General features: G+C 31.5%; 27 protein-coding genes, 2 pseudogenes and 1 riboswitch. Of the genes and pseudogenes, 23 read left to right on the top strand and 6 right to left on the bottom strand.

The window, feature by feature from the left end; all coding sequences use genetic code 11:
* Positions 1 to 22 precede the first annotated feature (22 nt).
* From CAB05_RS01160 to CAB05_RS01145, 4 genes are all read left to right on the top strand, one after another.
* Positions 23 to 1507: a flotillin family protein gene (locus CAB05_RS01160; RefSeq protein ID WP_087997975.1), complete on the top strand. Its 1485-nt coding sequence runs from the start codon at positions 23 to 25 to the stop codon at positions 1505 to 1507.
* A 300-nt stretch (positions 1508 to 1807) separates the two neighbouring features.
* A riboswitch (SAM riboswitch) is annotated at positions 1808 to 1910 on the top strand.
* Positions 1911 to 2019: 109 nt separating this feature from the next.
* Positions 2020 to 3069, top strand: coding sequence for an LLM class flavin-dependent oxidoreductase (locus CAB05_RS01155; protein WP_087997974.1), 1050 nt, complete (start codon positions 2020 to 2022; stop codon positions 3067 to 3069).
* A gap of 15 nt (positions 3070 to 3084) precedes the next feature.
* A complete protein-coding gene (locus CAB05_RS01150; protein ID WP_087997973.1) occupies positions 3085 to 4038 on the top strand; it encodes an ATP-grasp domain-containing protein in 954 nt (317 codons plus the stop codon).
* Between the two features lie 108 nt (positions 4039 to 4146).
* Positions 4147 to 4608, top strand: a complete 462-nt coding sequence (locus CAB05_RS01145) for a DinB family protein (protein ID WP_087997972.1) — start codon at positions 4147 to 4149, stop codon at positions 4606 to 4608.
* 29 nt (positions 4609 to 4637) lie between these two features.
* Here CAB05_RS01145 and CAB05_RS01140 read toward each other — a convergent pair whose 3' ends face one another.
* On the bottom strand, positions 4638 to 5459 hold the full coding sequence (locus CAB05_RS01140; RefSeq protein ID WP_087997971.1) for a mechanosensitive ion channel family protein: 822 nt from the start codon (positions 5457 to 5459) through the stop codon (positions 4638 to 4640).
* 548 nt (positions 5460 to 6007) lie between these two features.
* Here CAB05_RS01140 and CAB05_RS01135 point away from each other — a divergent pair.
* Complete coding sequence (locus CAB05_RS01135; protein ID WP_087997970.1) at positions 6008 to 6865, top strand: alpha/beta fold hydrolase; 858 nt, start codon at positions 6008 to 6010, stop codon at positions 6863 to 6865.
* A gap of 37 nt (positions 6866 to 6902) precedes the next feature.
* On the top strand, positions 6903 to 7466 hold the full coding sequence (locus CAB05_RS01130; RefSeq protein ID WP_087997969.1) for a class I SAM-dependent methyltransferase: 564 nt from the start codon (positions 6903 to 6905) through the stop codon (positions 7464 to 7466).
* Between the two features lie 24 nt (positions 7467 to 7490).
* Here CAB05_RS01130 and CAB05_RS01125 read toward each other — a convergent pair whose 3' ends face one another.
* Positions 7491 to 7754 (bottom strand): hypothetical protein, encoded by a 264-nt coding sequence (locus CAB05_RS01125; protein ID WP_087997968.1) that lies wholly within the window; start codon positions 7752 to 7754, stop codon positions 7491 to 7493.
* A gap of 146 nt (positions 7755 to 7900) precedes the next feature.
* On the opposite strand from CAB05_RS01125, the gene CAB05_RS01120 reads away from it, so the two are divergent.
* Positions 7901 to 8146 (top strand): hypothetical protein, encoded by a 246-nt coding sequence (locus CAB05_RS01120; RefSeq protein WP_087997967.1) that lies wholly within the window; start codon positions 7901 to 7903, stop codon positions 8144 to 8146.
* 199 nt (positions 8147 to 8345) lie between these two features.
* Here the strand turns inward: CAB05_RS01120 and CAB05_RS01115 are convergent, their stop codons facing one another.
* Positions 8346 to 9548: an IS110 family RNA-guided transposase gene (locus CAB05_RS01115; protein ID WP_087997966.1), complete on the bottom strand. Its 1203-nt coding sequence runs from the start codon at positions 9546 to 9548 to the stop codon at positions 8346 to 8348.
* 736 nt (positions 9549 to 10284) lie between these two features.
* Here CAB05_RS01115 and CAB05_RS01110 point away from each other — a divergent pair.
* The 6 genes from CAB05_RS01110 to CAB05_RS01085 all read left to right on the top strand — a co-directional run bounded on the left by CAB05_RS01110 (position 10285) and on the right by CAB05_RS01085 (position 14979).
* Positions 10285 to 11796 carry a M36 family metallopeptidase gene (locus CAB05_RS01110; protein ID WP_087997965.1) on the top strand — a complete coding sequence of 504 codons (1512 nt, stop codon included), beginning with the start codon at positions 10285 to 10287 and terminating at the stop codon, positions 11794 to 11796.
* A gap of 411 nt (positions 11797 to 12207) precedes the next feature.
* Entirely contained in the window at positions 12208 to 12495 is a 288-nt protein-coding gene (locus tag CAB05_RS01105) for a hypothetical protein (RefSeq protein ID WP_142283036.1), read from the top strand.
* A gap of 195 nt (positions 12496 to 12690) precedes the next feature.
* Positions 12691 to 13410, top strand: coding sequence for a hypothetical protein (locus tag CAB05_RS01100; protein ID WP_087997963.1), 720 nt, complete (start codon positions 12691 to 12693; stop codon positions 13408 to 13410).
* A gap of 191 nt (positions 13411 to 13601) precedes the next feature.
* Positions 13602 to 14012 (top strand): hypothetical protein, encoded by a 411-nt coding sequence (locus CAB05_RS01095; RefSeq protein ID WP_087997962.1) that lies wholly within the window; start codon positions 13602 to 13604, stop codon positions 14010 to 14012.
* Between the two features lie 131 nt (positions 14013 to 14143).
* Entirely contained in the window at positions 14144 to 14566 is a 423-nt protein-coding gene (locus CAB05_RS01090; protein WP_087997961.1) for a hypothetical protein, read from the top strand.
* Positions 14567 to 14739: 173 nt separating this feature from the next.
* The gene (locus CAB05_RS01085; RefSeq protein ID WP_087997960.1) at positions 14740 to 14979 is read left to right on the top strand and encodes a hypothetical protein; all 240 of its coding nucleotides are present in this window, start codon (positions 14740 to 14742) and stop codon (positions 14977 to 14979) included.
* 187 nt (positions 14980 to 15166) lie between these two features.
* Here CAB05_RS01085 and CAB05_RS01080 read toward each other — a convergent pair whose 3' ends face one another.
* On the bottom strand, positions 15167 to 15595 hold the full coding sequence (locus CAB05_RS01080; protein WP_087997959.1) for an ASCH domain-containing protein: 429 nt from the start codon (positions 15593 to 15595) through the stop codon (positions 15167 to 15169).
* A 79-nt stretch (positions 15596 to 15674) separates the two neighbouring features.
* Positions 15675 to 15856: pseudogene (locus tag CAB05_RS22395) on the bottom strand (glutathione-dependent formaldehyde dehydrogenase); the annotation flags it as partial.
* Positions 15857 to 16546: 690 nt separating this feature from the next.
* On the opposite strand from CAB05_RS22395, the gene CAB05_RS01070 reads away from it, so the two are divergent.
* Positions 16547 to 17002: a hypothetical protein gene (locus CAB05_RS01070; RefSeq protein ID WP_087997957.1), complete on the top strand. Its 456-nt coding sequence runs from the start codon at positions 16547 to 16549 to the stop codon at positions 17000 to 17002.
* 185 nt (positions 17003 to 17187) lie between these two features.
* Here the strand turns inward: CAB05_RS01070 and CAB05_RS22385 are convergent.
* Positions 17188 to 17321, bottom strand: a pseudogene (locus CAB05_RS22385) (tyrosine-type recombinase/integrase); the annotation flags it as partial.
* A gap of 206 nt (positions 17322 to 17527) precedes the next feature.
* Between CAB05_RS22385 and mreC the strand changes: the two are divergent.
* The 9 genes from mreC to CAB05_RS01005 all read left to right on the top strand — a co-directional run bounded on the left by mreC (position 17528) and on the right by CAB05_RS01005 (position 24367).
* Entirely contained in the window at positions 17528 to 18259 is a 732-nt protein-coding gene (gene mreC / locus CAB05_RS01060) for a rod shape-determining protein MreC (protein WP_158093149.1), read from the top strand.
* A 140-nt stretch (positions 18260 to 18399) separates the two neighbouring features.
* On the top strand, positions 18400 to 19326 hold the full coding sequence (locus CAB05_RS01055) for an SMI1/KNR4 family protein (protein ID WP_087997955.1): 927 nt from the start codon (positions 18400 to 18402) through the stop codon (positions 19324 to 19326).
* A gap of 185 nt (positions 19327 to 19511) precedes the next feature.
* Positions 19512 to 19742 carry a hypothetical protein gene (locus CAB05_RS01050; protein ID WP_087997954.1) on the top strand — a complete coding sequence of 77 codons (231 nt, stop codon included), beginning with the start codon at positions 19512 to 19514 and terminating at the stop codon, positions 19740 to 19742.
* 27 nt (positions 19743 to 19769) lie between these two features.
* A complete protein-coding gene (locus CAB05_RS01045; RefSeq protein ID WP_087997953.1) occupies positions 19770 to 20222 on the top strand; it encodes a hypothetical protein in 453 nt (150 codons plus the stop codon).
* A gap of 38 nt (positions 20223 to 20260) precedes the next feature.
* A complete protein-coding gene (locus tag CAB05_RS01040) occupies positions 20261 to 20689 on the top strand; it encodes a hypothetical protein (RefSeq protein ID WP_087997952.1) in 429 nt (142 codons plus the stop codon).
* 433 nt (positions 20690 to 21122) lie between these two features.
* Positions 21123 to 21488 (top strand): PH domain-containing protein, encoded by a 366-nt coding sequence (locus tag CAB05_RS01035; protein ID WP_087997951.1) that lies wholly within the window; start codon positions 21123 to 21125, stop codon positions 21486 to 21488.
* A gap of 185 nt (positions 21489 to 21673) precedes the next feature.
* On the top strand, positions 21674 to 22111 hold the full coding sequence (locus CAB05_RS01030; protein WP_087997950.1) for a hypothetical protein: 438 nt from the start codon (positions 21674 to 21676) through the stop codon (positions 22109 to 22111).
* A gap of 1331 nt (positions 22112 to 23442) precedes the next feature.
* On the top strand, positions 23443 to 23877 hold the full coding sequence (locus CAB05_RS01010; RefSeq protein ID WP_087997946.1) for a hypothetical protein: 435 nt from the start codon (positions 23443 to 23445) through the stop codon (positions 23875 to 23877).
* Between the two features lie 184 nt (positions 23878 to 24061).
* Positions 24062 to 24367, top strand: coding sequence for a hypothetical protein (locus CAB05_RS01005; RefSeq protein ID WP_087997945.1), 306 nt, complete (start codon positions 24062 to 24064; stop codon positions 24365 to 24367).
* Positions 24368 to 24385: the final 18 nt, after the last annotated feature.

The raw sequence follows: 24385 nt of genomic DNA, 5'->3' as shown, positions 1-24385 counted from the left end.
AATTTTAGAAGGAGGAAATGCAATGCTAAGTTTTTTAGGAGGACTTTTGTTTTTAATTCCAGTACTGATCATAGCTGCAATTGGTGGTGTAGCCTATTTTTTTTGGATCAGGTATCGTTATCGAACTGCTAAATCAAATCAAGCTTTAATTATTACAGGTCCGAAATTAGGTGATCCTGAGAAAGAAACAAATATCTTTACAGACCAAGAAGGTCGATCAATGAAAATTATTCGAGGTGGTGGATACCGTCTAAGACGTTTCCAAACATCAACACCTGTTAATCTGACATCCTTTCAATTAAAGTTATCAACGCCAAGAGTCTATACAAATGGTGGTGTACCAATTGTTGCTGATGCAGTAGCAATGGTTAAGGTAGCGGATACTTTAAATGGGATCGCAAACTATGCAGAACAATTTTTAGGTAAGAAACAAGAAGAAATTGAAGCAGAAATTATTGAGGTTCTTGGAAGTAATCTTCGTGCGATTCTTTCTAAAATGACGGTAGAAGATATTAATAGTAACCGTGAAAAATTTAATCAAGATGTATCTGAAGTCGCACAAAAGCAACTTGATTTAATGGGATTTAAAATTACATCATTAGGTCTAACAGATTTACGTGACGCTGATGAGGAGAATGGATACTTAGAAAACTTAGGTAGACCACGAATCGCTGAAGTTCGTAAATTGGCAGAAATCGCTGAAGCAAATAGTGAGCGTGAAACTCGTATACATAAAGCACAAACCGATCAAGAGGCAAAAGAAGAAGAATATAAACGTCAAATTGCAATCGCAGAATCGAAAAAGGAAAAAGATATAAAAGACGCAGCCTTCATGGAAGAAACCGAACGTGCTCGTGCAAAATCAGAACAGTCTTATGAACTTGAAAAAGCCAAATTAGCTAAAGAAGTAAAAGAAGAAGAATTATCACTTAAATTCCTAGAGCGTGAACGAGCAGTTAGACTAGAAGAAGAGGAAAGTAAAGTACGTAAAACAAAAGCAGATGCAGAATATTATGAAACAACTCGTAAAGCTGAAGCTGAGGCACGTAAAGCTGAGATTGATGGGGAAGCAAAAGCCAAAATTCGTAAGGCAGAAGGTTCAGCTGAGGCGGACGTTATTCGTGAACGTGGTAAGGCAGAAGCGGAAGCACGTAAGTTATTAGCTGAAGCGATGGAAAAACATGGTGAGGTCATCATCACAGAAAAGTTAATTGAAATGCTCCCTATTTTTGCAGAAAAAATTGCTCAACCACTTAATAATATTGAATCAGTTAAAATTATTGATTCAGGTAACGGTCAAGGGATCCCATCATTCGGAAAGAGCATTACAAAAACAATGGTCGAAATGCAAGAGCCATTAAAAGAAATGACAGGTATTGATATAGCTGAATTGATCAAGTCATATGCATCCAAGACGAATGGCTATATAAATCAAGGCGCTGTCACTGTTTTACCTGAACAAAGTATAGAAAATAGCAAGTCTGATGGAACAAATACTATCGAATAACTATTATTTTGTAGAGTAGCCAATGGCTGCTCTTTTTTTGAAGTAATTTTTATATGTGTTAAATTAGTAATGAAATGATTGATCTACATCTACGTTCGCAAAATATAAGGGAGAAAAACTCCAGATTTTTGTGACTATTGTAGTTTAATAAAACAGGAAATTTAGACAAAGTACTGTTTTAAAGTAGCTATCATCTATCAGTTTAAAAAACAGGTTAACATTAGAGTGAATTAATTGACAATTAAAAAAATTTAAACTATTATCACTTTATTAATAAAAAAGTTTGAATTTATATTTTTCTTCTTATCTAGAGAGGTGGAGGGACTGGCCCTTTGAAGCCTCGGCAGCAGGTTCTTATGAATACTGTGCCAATTCCAACAAGCACATGCTTGAAAGATGAGAAGAGAGTTTTAAACTCTCTTCTTTTGGAGGAGAGTTTTTTATTTTAAGTACAATTCCAACTTAGTAGATAGGTAAACTTGGTGAAAGTGAAAATAAGGGAGAGTGTCTAAATGAAATATGGTTTTTGGTTACCGATTTTTGGAGGATGGTTACGAAATGTCGATGATGAAAATATGCCGCCAACTTATGAATATGCAAAAGATGTTATTCAATCAGCTGAAAAATGGGGCTACTCAACTACTTTAATAGCTGAATTAAATTTAAATGATATTAAGGGACCAGAGCATGACTCTCTTGAAGCTTGGTCTACAGCAGCAGCACTTGCAGCGGTGACAGAAAAAATAGAAATTATGACGGCGATTCGGCCTGGGTTTCATAATCCAGCTGTAGCAGCAAAAATGGCAGCAAATATTGATCGAATCAGTAACGGACGATTTACGTTAAATGTTGTTTCTGCTTGGTGGGCAGACGAGGCGCGTCAATATGGCGGTATTTTTACAGAACATGATGAACGTTATGCTCGTACCGAAGAGTTTATTGATGTACTAAAAGGTTTATGGAGAGAAGAAACCTTCAATTATTCTGGCCAATTTTACGACCTGAAAGAAACGAAGCTTGCTCCAAAGCCTGTTCAGAGACCTAACCCGATTCTATATGCAGGTGGTGAAAGTGAAAAAGGCAAGCAAACCATTGCAGAAAAATGTGATGCATATGTAATGCATGGTGGAACTGTTGAAGAGATTGAACGAAAAATTGCAGATATGAAAGCACGTCGTGAACAAACTGATAATGCACCATTCAGTTCTTTTGGAATGGCTGCGTATGTTATATGCCGTGATACTGAAGAAGAGGCACAAGCTGAGCTTGAAAAAATCACAAATGTGAAGGATTCAAGCGGATATGCTGGATTTAAAGACTTCACTACAAAGTCACAATTGGAGCAACAAATTCAATTACAGGATTACTCGGTGTCTAACCGAGGTCTACGCCCAAATTTAGTAGGAACTCCAGAGCAAATTGCAAATCGAATTTTACAATATGAAGAATCTGGCTTAGACTTATTATTATTACAATTTTCTCCTCAACTTGAGGAAATGGAACGATTTTCAAAACAGGTTATGCCATTAGTTGAACAAAAACGTAGTTTAATAAAGAACTAGAAAGGGGTCGTAAAAATGAGTAAAGTATATGTAATTCATGAAAATAGTGAGTGGACAGTCCATTTAACAAAAAGATTGGAGGAACTTGGTGTTCCTTATGAAGAATGGCATTTAGACGAAGGAACTTTAGATTTATCCACCGAACCACCAGAAGGTATTTTTTATAGCAGAATGAGTGCTTCTTCTCACACACGTGATCATCGTTTTGCGGCTGAATTTACTGCGCAAGTATTAGCTTGGCTTGAAGCTCATGGACGTACGGTGTTAAATGGAACGAATGCACTAAAACTAGAAGTTAGTAAGGTTTTGCAATACTTAGAATTAAACAAGTATGGTGTTAAGACGCCAAAAACAATTGCAGCGGTTGGAAAAGAAAACATTTTGAAGGCAGCTGAAAGTTTTGCAGGACAGTCATTTATTACGAAGCATAATCGAGCAGGTAAAGGATTAGGTGTTCAATTATTTCATAGTATTGAAGCATTAAAAACTTATGTGGAAGGAACTACTTTCGAAGAACCAGTCGATGGCATTACCCTTATTCAAGAATACATACTGTCTCCTGAAAGCTATATAACTCGTTGTGAGTTTGTCGGAGGAAACTTTGTATATGCTGTTAAGGTTGATACTTCGGAAGGTTTTGAACTTTGCCCAGCGGACGTATGCCAAATTGGCGATCTATTCTGCCCGGTTGGAGAAGAAGTAGAAGAGAAACCTAAGTTCCAAATTATTGAAGGATTTGAAGATGAAATATTAAATAAATATAAAGACGTTTTAGTTAATAATAATATTCAAGTAGCTGGAATTGAATTTATCAGAAATGCTGAAGGAACAATATTTACTTACGATATCAATACAAACACGAACTATAATTCTGATGCTGAAGCAAAAGCTGGAAAATATGGTATGCTTGAATTAGCTTCGTTTCTAAAGAAAACATTAGAAGAAAACTACACTACTACAAAGGCTTAATTTGATGTAATAGCAAAAACATAATAAAATCTATGTAAAGAAGGAATTTCACTTTTGAAATTCCTTTTTTGATACATATTTATCGCAAGTAAAATCAGGGGGACAATAATGAATGATTCATCTTATGTTTTTAAACTATTAAATAAAAAATATAATAAATTGTTTGATTTGATTAAGAAATGTCCTGAAAATAAGAGAAATGTTGTACCTGAAGGTTTTAAAAATAGTATTCATTGGCAACTAGGTCATATTCTTTATTCTACTGAAAACCATGTACTTCGGCTTTCTGAACAAAAAAAGGTTCTACCAGAAAGCTATCAAATATTTTTTGCATATGGTACAAAACCACTTGATTGGAAAGAAGAACCGCCTACTTGTGATTTATTAATTGAACAATTGAAAGAACAACTTGATTATATCCACGAAGCTTTGAATGGTAAACTTGATACTGATGTTAAAAAGAATTTTCTAGAAGCAAATACAATTGAAGATTTACTCATTTATAATGTATCACATGTTTCCGAACATCTCGGTGTCATATTTAGCATGATAAAAGTTTTAAATAAATAAAAAGCAAGAGTAATGAACTATTGCTTTTTTTAATGGCTTGTATTTAGACTCTCTGCCATCATCAAATCGTATTGGTGGGCAGCCTTTGCCAATTCATACCTAACTTTTTTTCCGGCTTCAACATAGTTCGATTCGTTCACAAGACCAGATAAAGAGAATCGGTTACCTCTGAAATCCACATTTAGTTCAGTAATTTGGTTGAATCTGAAACTCTCAACAGGAACTCCGGTTTCATCCCGTAACAGGAATTCACCATATTTTTCATTACAAGTTTTTGCAACTTCCTCTAGCACCTTGAATGCGTCGTCAGGATTTTGCTTATAATTGAGGACAAGACTCTCGTTCACACGTCGCATCCCGCGGTTCCCGTTTTGAAGCTCCGTGATATTACTATAAGAGACAGTATATAGATAACCATCATATTGGCGGATTTTCAAGAAGCGCATACTAATTTCCTCAATTTTCCCCTGACGGTTTCCGTTTATGATCACATAGTCACCGAGATGAATTTGTCGCTCAAGCAAATAAGTTAGCCCCATAATATAATCCCTAATGATATGCTGTAGTATTAATGCTACGGCACCTGCCACAACGACAGAACCAGCAATAAAATTGCCGAGATCAATGAAATCACTTTCACTTATTACATAAAGTAAGAATAATACCCATCCTAATACTTTTGTCACCTGTTTAGCGAAATGCATAATTGTCTCTTCACGCTTTTCATCCAACAAACTCGTTTTATCAAAGAAAAGCTTGATCGATTTTCGGATTAAATATACTGTGAATATAATCAGCAGTGCCGCAGTTAAAATTCTTACAGGCAACTGATCGAACAGTTCTAAAAACATATTATCAACTCCCACTTTTTTCAATATACCATAGAAATGTGGGTAAGGAGAAAGACCTTTCTTACCAAAAGTTAAAAAATAATAGTTTTACTTAAACGGTTAATCTATTGATACTCTAATGATTTCAAGCTACATCATAATTTTGTAACATAATTTGTCTGTTTAATCAGATAATCAGTTAGGAAAGGCGTTAAAAGGATACAAATAATAATTACTATCATACTGGTATCTTATTAAACACGTTTTCATAAAAATTGTAGTAGGAAATATTAGAAATTGAGGTGTAGAACATGTTAATAAAACTTTTTCATAAATCTAACCGGTCCACTAAAATTACTCTTTTGACAGTGTCTATTCTAATACTAGTTGGTGGTATAGTTAAGATTGTTCTTTAATCTCAAGCAATGTGACATGAAATTTTCATATTCGAAATGAATTTCGATGGTCTACTTCGGTAGTCCGTTCTTTTTTTGCTTAAAGGAATCATCAGAATTCTATTGAATTAAAATTAAATAATAAATGATTAGCAATTTTGGGGTGAATTTCTTATGTGGGAGAAGCAGATTGTAAAAACAAGTCGAGGAGCGTTTGAGATTTTTACAAAAGGTAGTGGGGAACCAATATGTATTACTCATTTATATAGTGAATTTAATGAATTAGGTAATTATTTTGCAGACGTATTCATTGAAGAATTTACAGTTTACTTAATCAATTTAAAAGAAGCAGGTAATTCATGCAAGGTAATGAAGGACGAAGAATTAAGCATGCGAGAAACTTGTTTAGATTTAGAAGCTATTAGAATTGCGCTTGGCCTTGAAAGATGGAGTTATGCGGGTCATTCAACAGGTGGTATGCTCGGTTTGTATTACGTAACCTTGTTTCCTAGTTCTCTTTCAAAATTATTAGTAGGAGGAGCTACTGCTACTAATAAATATATGGACCATGAGAAAAGTATGTATTGCCCTAAAAGTCCATTAAATAGTAAATTAAAAGAAATATTCGCCGTTTTAAAATCTGCCAATTCTACAATTGAAGAAAACAGACAGGCTAACAAAGAATGGACTGATCTGTCTTTATATAATGTTGAAAAGCGTGAGGAATATTTTTCAAAACCGAGTAGCGGTAAAGTTGTACAAAAAAGATTAGATTATTATTCTTTTTATGATTTACCGAAATATGACATATTAACTGAACTTACTAAAGTTAAAGTGCCTATTTTTGTTTATTGTGGAAGGTATGATGCACAATGCCCATTATATTTTTCTGAAGAAATAAATGAGAACTTAATAGAATCAAAACTATATATTTATGAGCGCAGTAATCACTTACCATTTATAGAAGAAAAAGAACAATTCATTGAAATGGTTTCCGACTTTAAAAAACTTGTATTAAATGTTACTAATTGAAAGTTCACATAAGTAAAAAATTAGTTAAGAGTTGGAGGTGTTCGTTATTCATCAAAATGAATTGAAAGTAGTAGTAGGGGCTGGTGCATTTAACAATAATCCTGGTTGGATACAAACTCAGGAAGATGAACTTAACTTATTAGATGAATCTACTTGGGAAAATAAGTTTAAGCATAACTCAATATCAGCAATCTTGGCTGAGCATGTTTGGGAGCATCTTACTTTTGAGCAAGGTGTTGAAGCAGCTAAAATTTGCTATAAATTTTTGAAATCATCGGGTCATATTCGTTGTGCTGTCCCAGATGCATTTTTTCCTGATGAAACCTATCAAAATATCGTGAAAGTCGGGGGACCTGGACCGATAGACCATCCTGCTGCAAGTCATAAAATCGTTCATAACTATATAACATTAACTCAAATGTTTGAAAATGCTGGATTTGAAGTTATATTACTTGAATATTGTGATGAAAGCGGAAAATTTTACTATAGTGAGTGGGATGCGAATGATGGTGTGATTTACCGTTCAAAAAGGTATGATGCTAGAAATCAAGGTGATCAACTTGGTTTTCCTTCGCTAATAGTTGATGCGATTAAACGTTAAGTACTCAATGTGAGACTAAGACTATTATTCTCCTCCATCACCGCCATCATCACCATCGTCACTTTCGCCGTACCCAGCACTGTCTTTACTATCATCAAAGATATCATTTATTCGATCTATCAGATTTTTCTTCTGATCTTCATTTTCGATCAAATGATGTCCATTTAAGAAACTCTCAATTGTATAAATTTTAACTGCTTGTTTTTTGTATTTTGAAACAAGAGTAAGACCTATAATGATGATCATAAGTAAAATTAACATTATTAAAGTTATTTCTACAATGTTCAAACAGTTCACACCCTTTACTTGTCCTTTTTTTAGAATATGAATTGTCTATATTTTAAATGACATTTTCTTAGTGTTGTTAATAGTTTATTTATACTAAAACTAGAATTATGTATAATGAATTTATAGTTTGTAAGGGAGAAGATATTATGAATAACCATATAATTGGCGGTATCGGAATCTTAATGAGTATTATTTTATTCGGAATGACAGTTATTCCATCAACAGTAATTTCGTTGAGTGGAGTAGAGCGAGGAAACGATCAATCGTTATATTTAATTGGAACAGCATTATTTAACAATTCATTTATTCCGTTAATAGTCAGTATAGTATTCCTGTTTGTTGGCATACGGTATTTAATTAAAGGAATTAAAGAGTATTACAATTTTAGCTAATGTATGTATTAGTTGAATAGCCTGAGTCACAGTCGTGGCTCTTTTTTTGTTATTCCTTCTTCAACTAAACCAGCTAATAGGATGTCAATATTTTTCAATAAACAACTTAATAGTCACATGCTATACTAAAAATGTGCATACCAAATAGCCTTCCATCACCTAATTGGAAGGTTGTGTTATTACTTCGTAATTTTGGTATTTAGCTTAAATCAAGGAAAGTTTCTTTTCTTTTCATTAGGGTATATATCCAATGAAGTAATTTGTTTACACAAGCGATTATTGCGACTTTTGAAGGTTTTCCTTCTTCACGTTTTCTATCGTAAAATTCCTTTAATCGTTTATTTCTTGAACTTCTTATACCACAAAGAACAGCCATGTATAGGACGTGACGAAGTCTACTTGACCCTCTTTTGGTAATACGATTAATAGTGGCTGTAAATTTGCCAGACTGATGCACACTAGGATCTATACCGGCGTAGGCTACTAATTTTTTAGGATGATTAAACCGTTCTATTTCACCGATTTCGGAGATAATCGTTGCAGCGATTTTTTCTCCGATTCCTGGAATAGACTGGATTATCTCATATTCTTCAATGTCTCTAGCGAGAGTATCTATTTGTTCGTCTAAGATTGATAGATGCTCTTGATATTGAAGAAGCATTTTAATAAACATTTTTAAACTAACTAAATGGCTTTGATACACAATATTCTCAAATGGATTATTTTTGGCAGCTTCATTTAATTTTGCTGCTTTTTTTAATGCCCATTGGTATGAACGAGTTTTGCATAGAGAATGAATCTTATCAGCTAAAGTTACTTCACTTACTTCTAAAACTGTTTCAGAAGTAGGAAATTCATTTAATAGATTTAAAGAAACCTTTGAAAATAAATCACCAAATACATGTCTATATTCAGGGAATATTTGATCTAACATTGTGTGAAATTGTAGTTTAGCTTGAACATACAGACCAGTTATAGCCTCGTGTTGTCTTGTTAAATGGCGAAGATTTAAGAGATTAATACCTCGTTTTTTATAGGGCTCTAATTCTTCTTTATAAAACAATTCGCATAGGTGAAAGGCATCCATGGCATCAGTTTTTACTTTTCTTAAGCTTGTTTTTTTAGACTGATGTGACAGGATTGGGTTAATAACGATATACAAGTAATTGTATTTCTCTAAGAATTGTATGATAGGTGCTTGATAATGTCCTGTTGATTCACGAATGACAGTAGGTTTAACTAAGCTCTTGTTTTCTAAATCATTTAGAAAATGTAAAAAAGAAATTAATCCTTCACTAGTGTGATAAATTTTAAAGCTTTTTCCGTAAGGAATACCTTTATTTAAAAAGGCTTGTACTTCACTTTCTCCTTTTGAAACATCCAGACCAATTACTGGATTCATTTATTTCACTCCTTAATTTAATTTTCACCAGTAACCTCTAGCTCTTCTTATAGTTTCATAGCTTCGCTTGTTATACGAGATCTAGGTCCCAACCAACCTCAAACATGTTTCTATAAGTAGAGGGAGAACAGTTTAGTTGACGAGATCAATGTCCCAATGGCAGCTACGTTCTACCCTGGCTACTGTAATCATAAAACCTAATAAAAATAGGTCAACCAGAAAAATCTGGCTAACCTTATAATACGAAATGGCAGTATAGTTTAAGTGTAATACTTCACAAACTAAATAGTAAATTCAAACTAGAATACTCTATTTGAATTTATTAAGAGCGTGATTTGAACAATCTTGTTCAAATTACGCTCTTTCTTTATTTGTGGAAACGAAACTAGATTTCAAGGGGACCAAGTATTCAACTTACTGGACCAGCTCTGCTACTAAATTTTCATACGCACCGAAAATGATTTATGAATATATAAACAAAGACAGACTCATCCCATTAGCAATTATCAATATCAACGTATAAAAATCCTTTCTTTAGTCCGTAAAAGTATACCATGTTGTTAAGTAACTACAGGAATGGATTACGGGACTTCCAAGTTATATCAAGGTGTATTTCCCAATTTCAGTCTGCGAAACTTGACGTAATTTAATAAAAAGTAAACATTGTTAATTCAAGGAGTAAATTATAAAATAATTCTGAACATTAAAATTTCTTAGAAGAATGGGAGGAAAAGCAATGAAGAAACGCAAGAGTATTATCGTAGCCGCATCAATTTTATTAACGATGACGGTTCCAACTGTCATGGCAGAAAGAGGTGCTCACTCACAAGCAGCAGTAATCGAAACGTCCGATGTCAGAACGGCTGCGGATCAGTATCTAAGGGAACACGCTGACAAGTATAACCTCAAAGAAGACCTCTCCGATTTGAATGTTGAAACCGTAATTAATTCAGAAAACGGTACTTATGTACGCTATCAGCAAACAATAGAGGGAGCACCAGTATTCTCCAATCAAGTTACGGTTACTTTGGATCAAACAGGAAAAGTTCTGCTTGTTGTTTCCGATTATGTGCCGTACAAATCAGTTGAAAAAATAAAAAATAAAATGTCAAAAGAGGATGCAGAATCAAAAGCGCTTAAACACATCGGTGCAAAAGACAATGGCAATTGGGCAAAAAACTCTAAAGAATTTGGTTATATGGTTGAAGATGGTGTAGCTATTCCAATTTATCGCGTTGTTGTACATACGGATGAGCCGTTTGGTGCTTGGGAATCGTACATTCATGCTGAAAACGGAAAACTATTAAAGAAAAGAAATCTAAACCAACGTGCGACTGGAACAGGAAAAGTATTCATGCCCAATCCAGTGGCAACGCTTGGCTCTACTACAGGTATCACTGATAACAGAGATGCAGACTCCACTTCACTGAACAATCAATTAAAAGCGGTCAGTCTATTAGGACTTGATGGATCTGGCTACTTAAAAGGTAGCTATGTAAACATTTACTCGAAAGCAAAAACCTTCTCATCATCGAATACGTTCAACTTTACCCGATCAAATGATAGCTTTGAGGATGTGAACACCTATTATCATATTGACACGTTACAACGTTATATCCAGTCAATAGGTTTTCAGAATATTAATAATCGTTCGATTAAAGCCAATGTAAATACTTATACTAAAGATAACTCTTTCTACTCTCCATCCACAAAAGAGTTGACGTTTGGATCTGGTGGAGTAGATGATGCTGAGGATGCAGGAATTATCGCACATGAATATGGACACTCGATCCAAGATAACCAAGTTCCTGGCTTTGGCAACTCCGCTGAAGGAGGCGCAATGGGAGAGGGCTTCGGGGATTTCCTAGGTGCTACTTATGAAGATTCTCTGTCAACAAATGGGTATGGTAAAGGATGCATTGGTGAATGGGATGCTACTTCATATTCATCAAGCAATCCTCCTTGCCTACGTCGACTAGACAATAATAAAGTCTATCCTCGTGATTGGGCAGGGGAAGTGCATGCGGATGGTGAAATCTGGTCTCAAGGGGAGTATGACATGGCGCAAGCGTTTGGACGCGATATTGCGACCAAGATCATCTTGCAGTCTCACTTTTCTTTGACTCCAAATGCAACATTCAGTGATGGAGCTAGAGCTATTAAACAAGCTGATGTACTGCTTTACGGCGGGGCGCACGGAGCTCAAATTGATTCAATCTGGGCAGCTCGCGGAATTTCAACCAATTAAAAATTACAAAGCTCTTCCTTCACGAATTAGGGAAGAGTTTTTTATTTTAAATTTTTGGTACAATGCTAGTTTACATAACTATGTTTTTCTGCTTTTTTAACTTACCACCAACTACCTCTGTCACAAATACGACGACCGAAAATATCGCGTCTGTCATCGTCGCAACGATCTACTGCACACAGAACTCATCTTTATCAATCGTGATTTTCGCATTAAACGTAAAAACTCTATCTCTTCTTCTGTTTCTATCATTATTTCTATTGTTATTTCTTTCATTGTTACAGTTGCAACCCATTATAACTGGCGTGATAGTTGAATATCTAAAGGCTGCTATGGCAGTCTATTTTTTTATTTTTTATGCTATCATGCAGATTAGTTCTATAAAAATAATGGTATATATAGAATAATAGCTTGAATCAAGAAGAAATAGGAGCAGTCAAAATGTTTAATAAAATAGTTGAAACACAAGCTTATATCCAGTTAATAATAGGACTTTGTTTTATTGTCTGGGGTATTTTTTACAAAAAATCTAATCATGAAAAATTAGGAAAAAGAAATGAAGCAGGTGGAGGATATAATGGTAGTTTGATTGGTGATATTATTTACGAAATATTTGCCTTTATACCTTGGTATATTCTAAAAATATTGCTATTTATATTTGGATTAGCTTTTGTAGGAATGTGTTTTATGACTATTTAAAATTTAAGATTTAATTTACAACTGTCCCTTATATAACTAACTGGCGCGTTAGTTCAAAATCCAGGAGTCGATGATGATCGACTCCTTTGTAATTGGCAGGCTAGTTGAATAAGAAAATGATATAATCGGATTAAATATACCTATGAAATTCAAGTATTTTATCCAAGTTTTTTCATATGAGGAAGGTCTACAAAAATGAAATTAACTTCTAATCTTACACAAAAATATAAAGAAAACTTTAAAGAGATTTTGTTACCCTTAGGGTTTATTATAAAAGGTTCATTGTTTATTAGGGTGACAAACAATGAGATTATACAAACGATTAATATCTTTAAAAAATCTCCATTTGATTTTACACTTAATATCGGCATCTTCCCATTTTCTAGGGATAACGATAAAAGTCTATTAAAAGAAGGTTCATTTAGATTGTATGATTTCGGAGATTACGATTCTGGTGAGTTTCGTTATAATCCTTTGAGCATAAAAAGTATTCAAGAAGAACTTGAAAAATGTAAATATCAATTCAAAAAAGAGATTTTACCAATTTTTGAAAGTGTACAAACCGAAGAAGATTTTTTGAAATTCGAAATTGATTCTGATCTGCAAAATTATGGGGAAATAAGATATATGAGTGATGAAAAACTACATTTATTTTTAAAATTTAAAAATTATGAAGGTGCATTAAAAGTAGTAGAAGCATATATAAATCAGAATATCTCAGCTATTATTGATAACCATAGAAGTGAGTTTGATAGTGAAGATAAATTTCAAATTTTCTTAAACAGTGAACTTAAGGAATTAAATGAATTAAAAAAAGCAATTGAATCTAATGACACTAACTTTCTCAATCATATTGTACTAACGAAAATAGAAAATACAAAAACCATGCTGAATGGTTACGGATATAAATTTTAAATTTTCTTGTTGAACTAACTGGCGCGTTAGTTGAAGTTCGAGAGCAGCCATTGGCTGCTTTTTTATTTATGTATTTGGCAGTATAGTTCAAAAAAAATTTAAGTAAGTAGTTATTAAAAATTAAAGATTAGTTTATTATTGGAGTTATTAAGTAGAGAAGATTCCAAATAAATTATAAGGATTGATTTGAAATGAGTTTAGCAACATATATAGGTACAAATATTGAAATTCCACTGAGTGATGAAGATTCTGAGGATTTAATAATCATTGGTGATTGTTTTTCTGATGATCACAACAAAATAAATGTTAGAAAGTTTCAATTTTCAACTCCTTATGTATATGAAGTATCTAGTCATTGGGGAATAGAAATACTAAAGTATTCAAAAAGTAAAAGGAATTTAGAGTCAAAAAATAAATTAACTGAACTTTGTAAAATCCTAGATAATTACCTAGAAAAAGGTGATTATTTTGAATTATATAGTTGTTGGGTTGGAGAAGAAGACGAAAAACGTATTGGCGAATTAACGCTAAAGTTAAATCATTTTAACGTAAATGAGATTAATATTTACGAACATACATTAGTACGATTTGAAAAGGTTTAAGAGGTATAAGGCTTTTTTAAACTACAAGCCTTTACAAAAACTGCAATTATAAAAGAATATTTTTTATTATCGTTATTAAACTAACTGGCGCGTTAGTTACATATCACAAGTATCTATAAGAAGGTGGAAACTTGAAAAATATAGAACAAATCAATGTACTTAATATGTTTCACGATGGCACTATTACTCAACTTATAGAACGTACTAAAACGATATCAATGGAAATCGAGATCGAGTATTTAGCTAAGTTAATTAATAAAAATTTTACATCTTTTATATGTGAGTTTATAAATTACGAAGAAATTAACTTCAAATTTTGGGAAGAGAATGATTTTACTGTAATTGATTCAGAGTTACTGAAAAAGTATGAGTTGGAAATCATAGAAGCAGAAGAAATAGATAATAAAGTAGTTTTAAAGTGTTTAAGTAAGTTAAATACTGGTGGTAATTTCTATATACAAACAGAAACCATAAAAATTTATGATCAAGAAAAGCAAGAAATTTCAATTAGTAAACTTGCAGAAGTAAGCCATCAATATTGGAACACTATATAAGAATTTCTTATTCAATTAACTGGCGCGTTAGTTGAACAAAGATGGACTGCTGCAGCGGTTCTTTTTTATTGCACGAAGAGCAGTTCAGGGGAATAAGAAAGTGTTATAATTAAAACGAAATAGTGAAAAGAAATAACTAACTTCTTGTTGGTGAAAAAAGGAGTAGAGATATAATGGAAGTTGGGAAAGGTATACTTATTTCAGGAGCAGTACTATTCGCTCTTGCATTTCCTATGGCTTTCTTTATAGGTGGAATGGCAACCGATGACCCTTATGGTCCATGGTGGGCCTATTGGGCTGGATTGTTTTATATTGAAGGAATACCAACACTTATAATGTTAATTGGTCTAATTATCATTGCTATTATTAAATGGAGGAAAAGAAAGATAACTATAGATAACACATTGAACTAACTGGCTCTTTAGTTGAAGAACAAAAGGGATGATCATGAATCAATCATCCTCTTTTTCACTATATAGTGGGTTGGTCGGCAAAGAAGATTTGTTTAATTTATACAATACAATTAATAAAATTTCATACTGAAAATATTCACTGTTAAGCGCTAACGCATTATTAGTGTTTTTTTCCAGAAGTAAACAACTAATTTATATCGTATTCCCATAAACCTAATTTTCCTTTAGCTGGTATAAAATCGATTAACATTTCTTTATTGGAAACTTCCCAAATATAATTCCCTACTCTAAAATCTCCTAAGAAGTAGTCATTTCCTGATACAATACGTCCATCTTCCAATACTGCACTTTCTTGATTATCTTCTATTACTTTTAAACAATTAATAAGATTACAGACACCAATAATCATGCCGGTTGGTAGATTGCTCCTATTCAACTCGTGCTTACTAAGCAAATGCTGAATTGCATTGTTATGACAAACATTACTATCTATTTTTTTACTTGTGTGAATCGCCAATGGACCACGATATTTAGTTTTCCATGTTCTTGTTTCGTATTGTGCTTCATTAAAAAGGAAAAGGCTGGCCCAAGGTTGAATCATTGAAAGTACTTTCATATATGTAATTACACTTCCTTATATATATCATATGGAAAAAGCCGTATTCCGAAGAGTACGGCTTTTCTTCTTGTTTTTATTATGGTTTTAGAATGACCTTGATACATTCATCCTGATGGTCGTTAAAAATCCGATAAGCTTCACTTGCCTGATCCAGAAGATTTGATGGCTTACAATTTCGGTTGGATCAAATTCTCCAGATGTAATTTTCTCAAATAATATAGGTATAAGGTGTATCACGGGAGCTTGTCCAATTTTTAACCTGCATATTTTTAATACCTTGGTACGTGACTGCTTTCATGTGTTACCTCCTGAATTTATGATACTTCCATAAAATATCCAAATGAAATAAACGTTATTCAATGCAATTTTTAAAAATTCTTTTGCTTTTCTTAATGCAAATGTGTAAAGGAAAATACCTTTTTGTAGAATCAAGTCGCCGCAGTCAACTCAAAAAAGTTCTGATGAATCAATTACTAGAAAAAGACATTTAGGCTTACGCATAATACAGTACGAGAGAGTAAACAAGAGTTCACATTAAACTTAACCCAAGTGTTAGTTTTCCAAAAGTACAATAAACTAAAAAAAGCAATAGTTTGTAGATTGAATCTCCTATATAACTAACTGGCGCGTTAGTTGGAGATCAAAAGCAGCCATTGGCTGCTTTTTTATTTATGTAATAGGCGGAATGGTTCAACAAGGAATTATGAACAATATAGAATAATAATTATTGTAATTAGATGAGGTAGTAAAACTCTTATTGAACAACTGGGTTGAGGACATGAAAGGCTGTTTTGCAGCCTTTTTATTGTGCTTATTGGCTGTTTAGTGCAATTTGAAAACCTATTAATCTTTTCTTCGGGCATTACTTCTTATAGCAGGAAGAAATGCGATTATATTGAAATTATAACTAAATAAAAGAATTGAGTTTCAAATTTTAAGGAGGAAAATATGGATTATGCTTTTAAAGCAGTAACAATTTATGTAGATAGCAAGGATAACCTATTTACTGTACCAAATGGTATATCTGAAAAATATGGTGGTGCATCAATGGAAATAGATAAAATTCGATCTCTTGATTCTCCATATACTGATAATCAAATAGAAGAACTACTAAAAGATGCTTTAAGTCTATGTTTTTCCCTTAATCCTAATGAAGAAGATACTAGTTTAACTCCTATAGAAAAATTTTTAGGAGTAAAAGGATATGCAAAGGCTGTAAAAGATAAGAAGCTTATAGTATTAAATTGGAATATAGATGAGGGTTACTACATTACACCAACTGAAAAATTACCTCGTAAAGGGTATGCACACTTAAAAAAGTATAGAATAAATTTAGGTTTAGAGTTAATGAAAGGTGAATTAGCTAAAGCGGTGAGAGATGCAATTCAGTTATCGAAAATATAATATAATTTTTAAATTTTTATGTAACTAACTGGCGTGTTAGTTTACAAGATCAAGAGTCGCTAATGCGGCTTTTTTTATTGCTAAATGGCAGTATAGTTTAAGTGAAAAGATTCACAAATTGGGTCGTGTTTGATAATTGAATAATATATTTTGTAAGTAAAAAAGGACAATTTTTAGGTCCTATTTTAAAAGAATTTACTATAATGCTCATGACGTTGCTTTCCACTTAGTTCAGCATAAATACGTGTTGTTTCACTTTTTCATGACCTAATAAACTTTGGATTACTTCAAGAGGTGCACCATTATCCATTAAATGAGTTTTAGGTACAATTTATGCAATCTCTTTTCCTAAAAATGAACTGTTATTACAAATATCTTTTAAAAAATGATTTAAAATTCGATAAACTTAAAAACAATTTTTTATATATTATACTACTAATGTAACTACTGGAAAAATATTACATTAGGGGGAAGTTTTGTGAAAAAGAAAATTAAAGAGTCTTGCGACATTGAATGGTTATTTCAATGAAAAAATATTTTTTTATCTTAATTTTAATTTTAATTATTGCTACCGGTGGATATTATCTTTATAAGAATCAAATTGTCCAAGCCCATACTAAAAATATATCGGATCTTTTCAAAATGAAAGAAGAGAATGATTATCTAAGCAAAAAGATGGATAACATGACATATCTTGAAGCAAAATCCGATATGTTAAAAAACGATAACAAAGAGCTTAGGGAAATAAGTGAAAGAATTAAAAATTTAAATAATAAATATGAAACTATTTCTGCAATAGTTTTAAAAAGAGAGTGGGATAGTTGGTCAAATTATATTGAAATTAATAAAGGATCAAAAGATGGTGTTAAAGTTAACACAAACGTAATTACTACACAGGGAATGATTGGAAAAGTTACTAAAGTAAATGAATACACCTCAAAAGTTAATTTAATTAGTAATCAAAACTATTCAACATATATTTCAACAATGTCTAAAAAGAATAAGAAGATAACTGGTTTAATAAAAGAATATGATCAAAAAACAAGGCTACTATTGATGACACTTAATAAAAAAGATACGAATTTAAAACATGGTGATATTATTATTACTTCAGGATTAGGTGGAGTATACTTGCCAGAGCTTGAAATAGGGAAAGTTAAAGATATAAAAACAGAATCGAGTGGACTTACTCAAATTGCTTATATTGAACCACTTGCAGATTTAAATAATATTAATTATGTTATTTTATTAAACTAAATGGCGCTTTAGTTGTGCAATAAAAAAAGGGTGATCAATAATTGATCATCCTTTTTTTCACATATGAAAGTTAGTTTAATGAGAAGTAACAGAAATTTTTATGGTATCTTTATAATAAATAGCATCTAAGGGGAGAGTTAATGAGTTGGTCAAATTATGAAATAGCTTTAGCGCTATTGGAAGAAAACGATGTTGAATGTGATTATATTGGTGAATGTTCCGAACTTTTAATTGAGAAAGCAGAATTAGCTTTAGGTTTGAATTTCCCAAAAATCTATCGTCATTTTATTGGAAAGTATGGTGCCGGTGTTTTTGGAACATGGGAAATTTTAGGTATAACAAATGAAAACTTTTTAGAATCATACACTCCAGATAATCCTGATGCCATTAGGTTCACGTTGTCGAAAAGAAAAGAGAATAAATTACCTAATAACTTCATTACTATTATTGACTATTTATATGACATCATATATTGTTTGGATTTAAATAACCTCAATGAAGAAGGTGAACCAGCAGTTGTTTCGTTTAATATAGACGAAGACTGGGGAGAGATAGAAATAGTTGCAGAGGATTTTGGGGATTTTCTTTTGTATATAATGCAAAATGCGATAGAATCATTAAAATTACCTCCAATTAAAATTTTTTATAATGTAGAGACTCTAAAATGTACATGTGTAGAAATTAAACCTGGAAAAAATACAGGTAATCATTGGAATAAAGAATCTATTTACTTATCAGAGGAAACTATTACATACTTGTCTCGTGCTATTGAGAAGGAGTTTAAAGACTATAGCCCTTGGGGACTTTGGGGAGTTAGTGAAATAGATAAAAATACATGGGAATTAATTATAGAACAATTAGAAAATATGAAGCTTTTTTTAACTGACGAACCTAAAGAAGAAGAAATACAAACAATGGTTGGCTTTTTGTGGGAAGATACAGAATCAAAATTTAAGGAAAATATTAACCAAAATATTAGTGATTTAATAGTTCTTATTGATGAATTTCAATCATGGATTAGAACTCAATGTAAGAATCATGAGTTTATCACAATTTTAGGAAACTAGATATTTCTTAAATAAATAATCTTAAACTAACTGGCGCGTTAGTTGAAGATCCAAGGGCTGTTAATCAGTCCTATTTTTATTGAGCCAACTGTCAGGATATTCCAATAAAATTTTCCTTATTCCAAGTGTGAAAATAATATAAAATTGAATGAAAGAAGTATTGTATTTTAGGGGGTTTTAGTTAAGTGGTATTAATGGTTTTAAAATCTATTAGTTTAATATTACTTATTATTTTTGGAGTGTTAGCCCTATATGAAGCCGTTAAAACTTATAAACACTTCAATAAATATTTTAAAGAAAAAAAGACTAATAAAGTACTAAAAGCAGATTATTATAAGAAAGCTAAAAAAATGTATTTATATTATGGGGTTATAGTAATACTTATATTTCTCTATGGATTATTAAAAAAATATTAGATTGTTATTGAACTAACTGGCGCGTAGTTGTATAACTTCAAAGCCTGTTACGCAGCCTTTTTTTGCTCTAAATGTCAGGATAGTTTTAGTGAATTACCAATTAGTATTCCATCAGATAAATTAGATTTGTTGTTTATAGAAATAATAGAAGCTTATAATTTTAAAAAAATTGATAAATATTATTTTTTTGAAGCAATATTTGAGTTGAATGATAGGCAAACCTATACTCATAAATTATTAAACAATGAAATTAGAAAGAGGATAGATTCAATTCTTTGTAATTTGTGGAATACCGACAATTTTGATGATGTAGATAATATAACTTATTTTATTATAAGTTTTGGATTAGAAAAATGCTTCGAATTGGCAAAAGAATCCTTAATTATAAAAAAGGATATGGATAAGAAGATTAGAAAAGTAATTGAGGAAACCATAGAGGAGATTGGGGGAAATTTATTAAACCCATTCCATGATTGGTAAAAAGCTAGTTTTTCAAATTTAATGCCAGGAGGTTACTCTTGAAGAAAATTAGTTGGATGTTTTTGAGATTCGCGTTACTTTTCATTTTAATTGGATGCAGCAAGGAGCAAGTTAAAAACGATGCCGATTGGAACGAACAAACTACTATACCGCAATATTGGGTTGGGCCAACTGATACTGGTGTATCATCGAGGGATCTTGGACAGTGCGGGAAGTCCAAAATTGCCCAAAAAATGAATTTACCTGGTTTCATAGGAATTAATTTTACAGGTGAACATCTTTCCTATCGTTCAAGTGAAAAGGTAGTCCAGTTTTCTCAAGAACTGATGGTGGATTCAGGCTATACGTTAGAGAAACTTTCGTTATTGATAAAGAAAGATTCAGTAGATGAAGTTTATGTAGGTTTGCTAAATAATAAAAATAAAATAACAAGATTAGTTGTCTATAAAAAGGGAGCTTGTAGTTAAATAAAGACTTTATGAAAATTTTCTTCTTCAACTAACTAGCGCGTTAGTTGAATATCACTAAGACTGCTTCAGCAGTCTTTTTATTATGCTAAATAGAGGATAGTTGTACAAGAATGTAAATGAAATTTCCAAAATTTAACATTCTTTCACGCTATAAATGTTATGATAGATAAAAAAGAGGTTGGGTATGTATACACGAGTTTGGTGGTTTGCTATGTATTTTACATTCTTTTTGGATATTGTATGGTGGCTTTGTTTTTTTTAAGAACTTAGTTATTGAAAATGACTTTGATATACAACCTTTGTATTTAATATTGGGTATGTTAATCCTTTTCTTTCGAACAAGGAAGGAGTATAAAAAGTCAAAAAGGTAATCTTGAATTAAAGCATGAAGGAAGTAAAATCTAAAAAAAATGGGATAGGAGTGATTTTTATGGCAATTAGTACACTAAAGGCATGGACATTTATTTCAGAAACAGAAGTACCAAGTGAAGTCAAAGAGATATTAGTTGAAGGAGAAGTAGCTGAAGTTGCTTATAAGACAATTAGAGACACAGCTGTTGTTACTAATAAACGTCTTATTATAGCGGATAAGCAAGGAATTACTGGAAAGAAAGTCGAAGTTTACACAATCCCATTTAAGAGTATTATTATGTATTCAAGTGAAAATGCAGGTGGATTATTAGACTTTAATGCAGAGCTGGAACTTTGGACAAAAGCAGGTCATTTTAAATTAAATTTAGACAAACAGATTGATATTAGGAAGCTTGATCGCATAATCGGTTCGTACATATTATAATGACTCTAAATATTTTTTGAACTAACTGGCGCGTTAGTAAAATAAGATCATGAGTCGCAAATTGCGACTTTTTTATTATAACTGGCAGTTTCGTCCAAAAAAGGATTTCTCATATAAAGGATTATACAACCTTTACATTTAATATATTTATTTTAGGACTATATTTGTAAGGAGTGTATATAGTTATGGCTGTAGTTGAAAGGGAAAAACGGAAAAGTTTTAAGGGTCTTATAATATTGTTGGTTATTGGGGTTATTATTCTAGCTGTAAACCTTCCTAAAATACAAAATTTTTATAGCCAAAGAAGTGCTCAAAAAACAAAAGAAGTGTCTACTATTATAAAAAACTTGAATTTAAACCAATTGATATCACTAGAAAGTTCTCAAATCCAACTTTCAAAAAAATATGATATTAGAAAAACTGAATGGTTACATGATGAAATCCATGATGGAGCAAGAGCGATGATAGATCACACCGCATATTTAAGCCATAACCCAGAATACGATTCAGCGAAAATTCAATTTTCATTAGTTAAGTATACAATTGATGGTAAAACAGTAGCTTTCTTGACTAACGGAAAGATAATTCAAGTACATTCAGAAAGTGGTTGGAAAGATAAATAATTTATAAGTAAATTAAAATTCCTTATGTAACTAATTAGCGCGTTAGTTGAACAACATGGACTGCTTCGGCGGTTCTTTTTTAATGGAGTAAATGGTTTAGCTTAATAAGAAACATCAGTAATTTAATTGATTTATGTTAAAATATGATAGTAATAAAAAATGTTTAAAAAATTCAAATAACTAATAATGAGGTTTGCATCATGAGAAAGAGATATTTATTGATATTTTTAACGTTTATCCTATTTTACACTTTTGCTTTGTGGTTAGTAGATTCTAATGTTGAATATGCAATTATGAGTACATCTGGTGGTAACTACAGTATAATTAGTACTTATTTTTACGATAAGTATGAATATCTGAATTGGTCTTATAAAGTAATAAAATTTGACCGTATTATTGTCTTTATATATTCAATAATCTTTGTTGCTTTTTGTTTAATAAAGAAACGTTTGAAAATATAATAAAAGGGTGTTTGGTTTGATAAAAAAGAAAAAATACAGAATAATAACCACAATAATTTATTTATGCTCCTTTTTAGTCATATTTCCTGTAAGTATTCCGTTGTATGCATTTCTAACATTTCTTACAGACGACCCAAATGCTTCAGTGGATTTTATATTTATTCTTTATTCTATATTTATTAGTATTTTAGGTTCATATTTTTTAAATCTTATTTTTAGACCATTATTATGTGATAAGAATAAGAACGACAAAATAACTTGGTCAATATTTGTAGCACAGTTATTCTTAATACCATTGAGTGTCGGTCCTCTTGGAATTTTATTTTTCTGATAAAATGTGGATTATTTAAATTCATACATACTTTTATTATTTAACTAACTGGCGCATTAGTTGAACAACATGATCGACTATTTAGTCGATTTTTTTTTGCTTTGAAATGACAGTAAGGAATCTATTTATTAATTTAGTTACATGTTAAACTATCGGAAGGATTAACTAGCAAAATACACCATTGATAATACGGGAGGAATTCTTTTTGACAAGGAAATTAAAAGCTTTACAAATTGTAATAAAATGTTCAGTTTTTATTATATATTCGTACTTGCTATGGTTAATTATTTATCGGTCAGATGGCAAAAAGGAGAACTTTATTATTTATGTGGCAATTATGGCGGCTGTTTATATAATTTATTTGGTTTGTAATTTAGCGATAAAAAAAGGACTTAAGAAAAGATAATTTTATCTAAAATGGTATCTTTAAAAGCCTGAACAACTAGAATTCTAATCGGAAAAACGCATATCACTAGTTGCTTGTTGAATTTTAAAAAATCTACTTGTATACGATTTAATTAATATAGGAAGTGAAATAAATGTTCATGTATTATTTTATGCTCACACTAGGAATTTTAATGGTAATAGGTGCAGTATTTTTCTTTATAACTATGTATGTTGAAAAAGAGTATCCATTATCAAATGTTGGTAAAAGTCTTGGAATATTTTTATTGGGAGTCTCACTATTATGGATAACCCTTCCAAGCCTAAAATATGTTCTGCTCAAGGAATATGATGTTGTCAGTGGTAAATGTGTGATTGACATAGATTCATCCGGTCGTTCGTCTGAAGCGGATTTTAATTTTCTCGATACCGATGATATTTTTACCTTCAGAGATATTCCTGAATTAGATGCTTATGGAAAGTCCATCCCTTATTTTTGCGAAGTGACAGTTACAAAAGACCATATGTTTGAAATTAGTTATAAAATATATGACTCCCAAACACGAAAATTAATTTTAACAAGCGATTAGTTTGTGTTTACCTATAAAATGTAAATATTAACTTACTTATTTCTTTACTTGAAAATATCTTATTCAACTAACTGGTGCGTTAGTTACACAAAAAGTGCTGCTTAAAGCAGCACTATTTTATTACACTATTGGCAGGATAATTCAATAACCATTATGTTAGAATTAGACCAAAAGGAGGGTAATTATGAAAGATATATTTATGCTAGTTATGTTCGTTGTGATAACGATTTATATATTATTTAAAAATAGAAACTTATTAAAAGAGCTAACTATACTCCAAATAATAGGTTTATTAATCTCTTATATTATTACCGCGGGTTTAGCATTTGTATGTATATATTACGGTGGGAATTGGTTGGCAGGTTTCTTTTCAAGTTTTATTTTAAGAATAATTATTAAAATCATTGTAATTTATACAGTACTTGCAGTATGTGTAAATATTTTAAACAAAGTAACAACAAAGGTTACTAAAGGAATTTCTAAAAACTAGAAAATTAATCTAATTGTT

Origin of the sequence: Gottfriedia solisilvae, assembly GCF_002128405.1 — a bacterium.
Classification (GTDB): Bacteria; Bacillota; Bacilli; order Bacillales; family Bacillaceae_G; genus Gottfriedia; species Gottfriedia solisilvae.
Note: the sequence above shows the minus strand (reverse complement) of the source record. Positions and strands in the feature narration are given on the sequence as shown.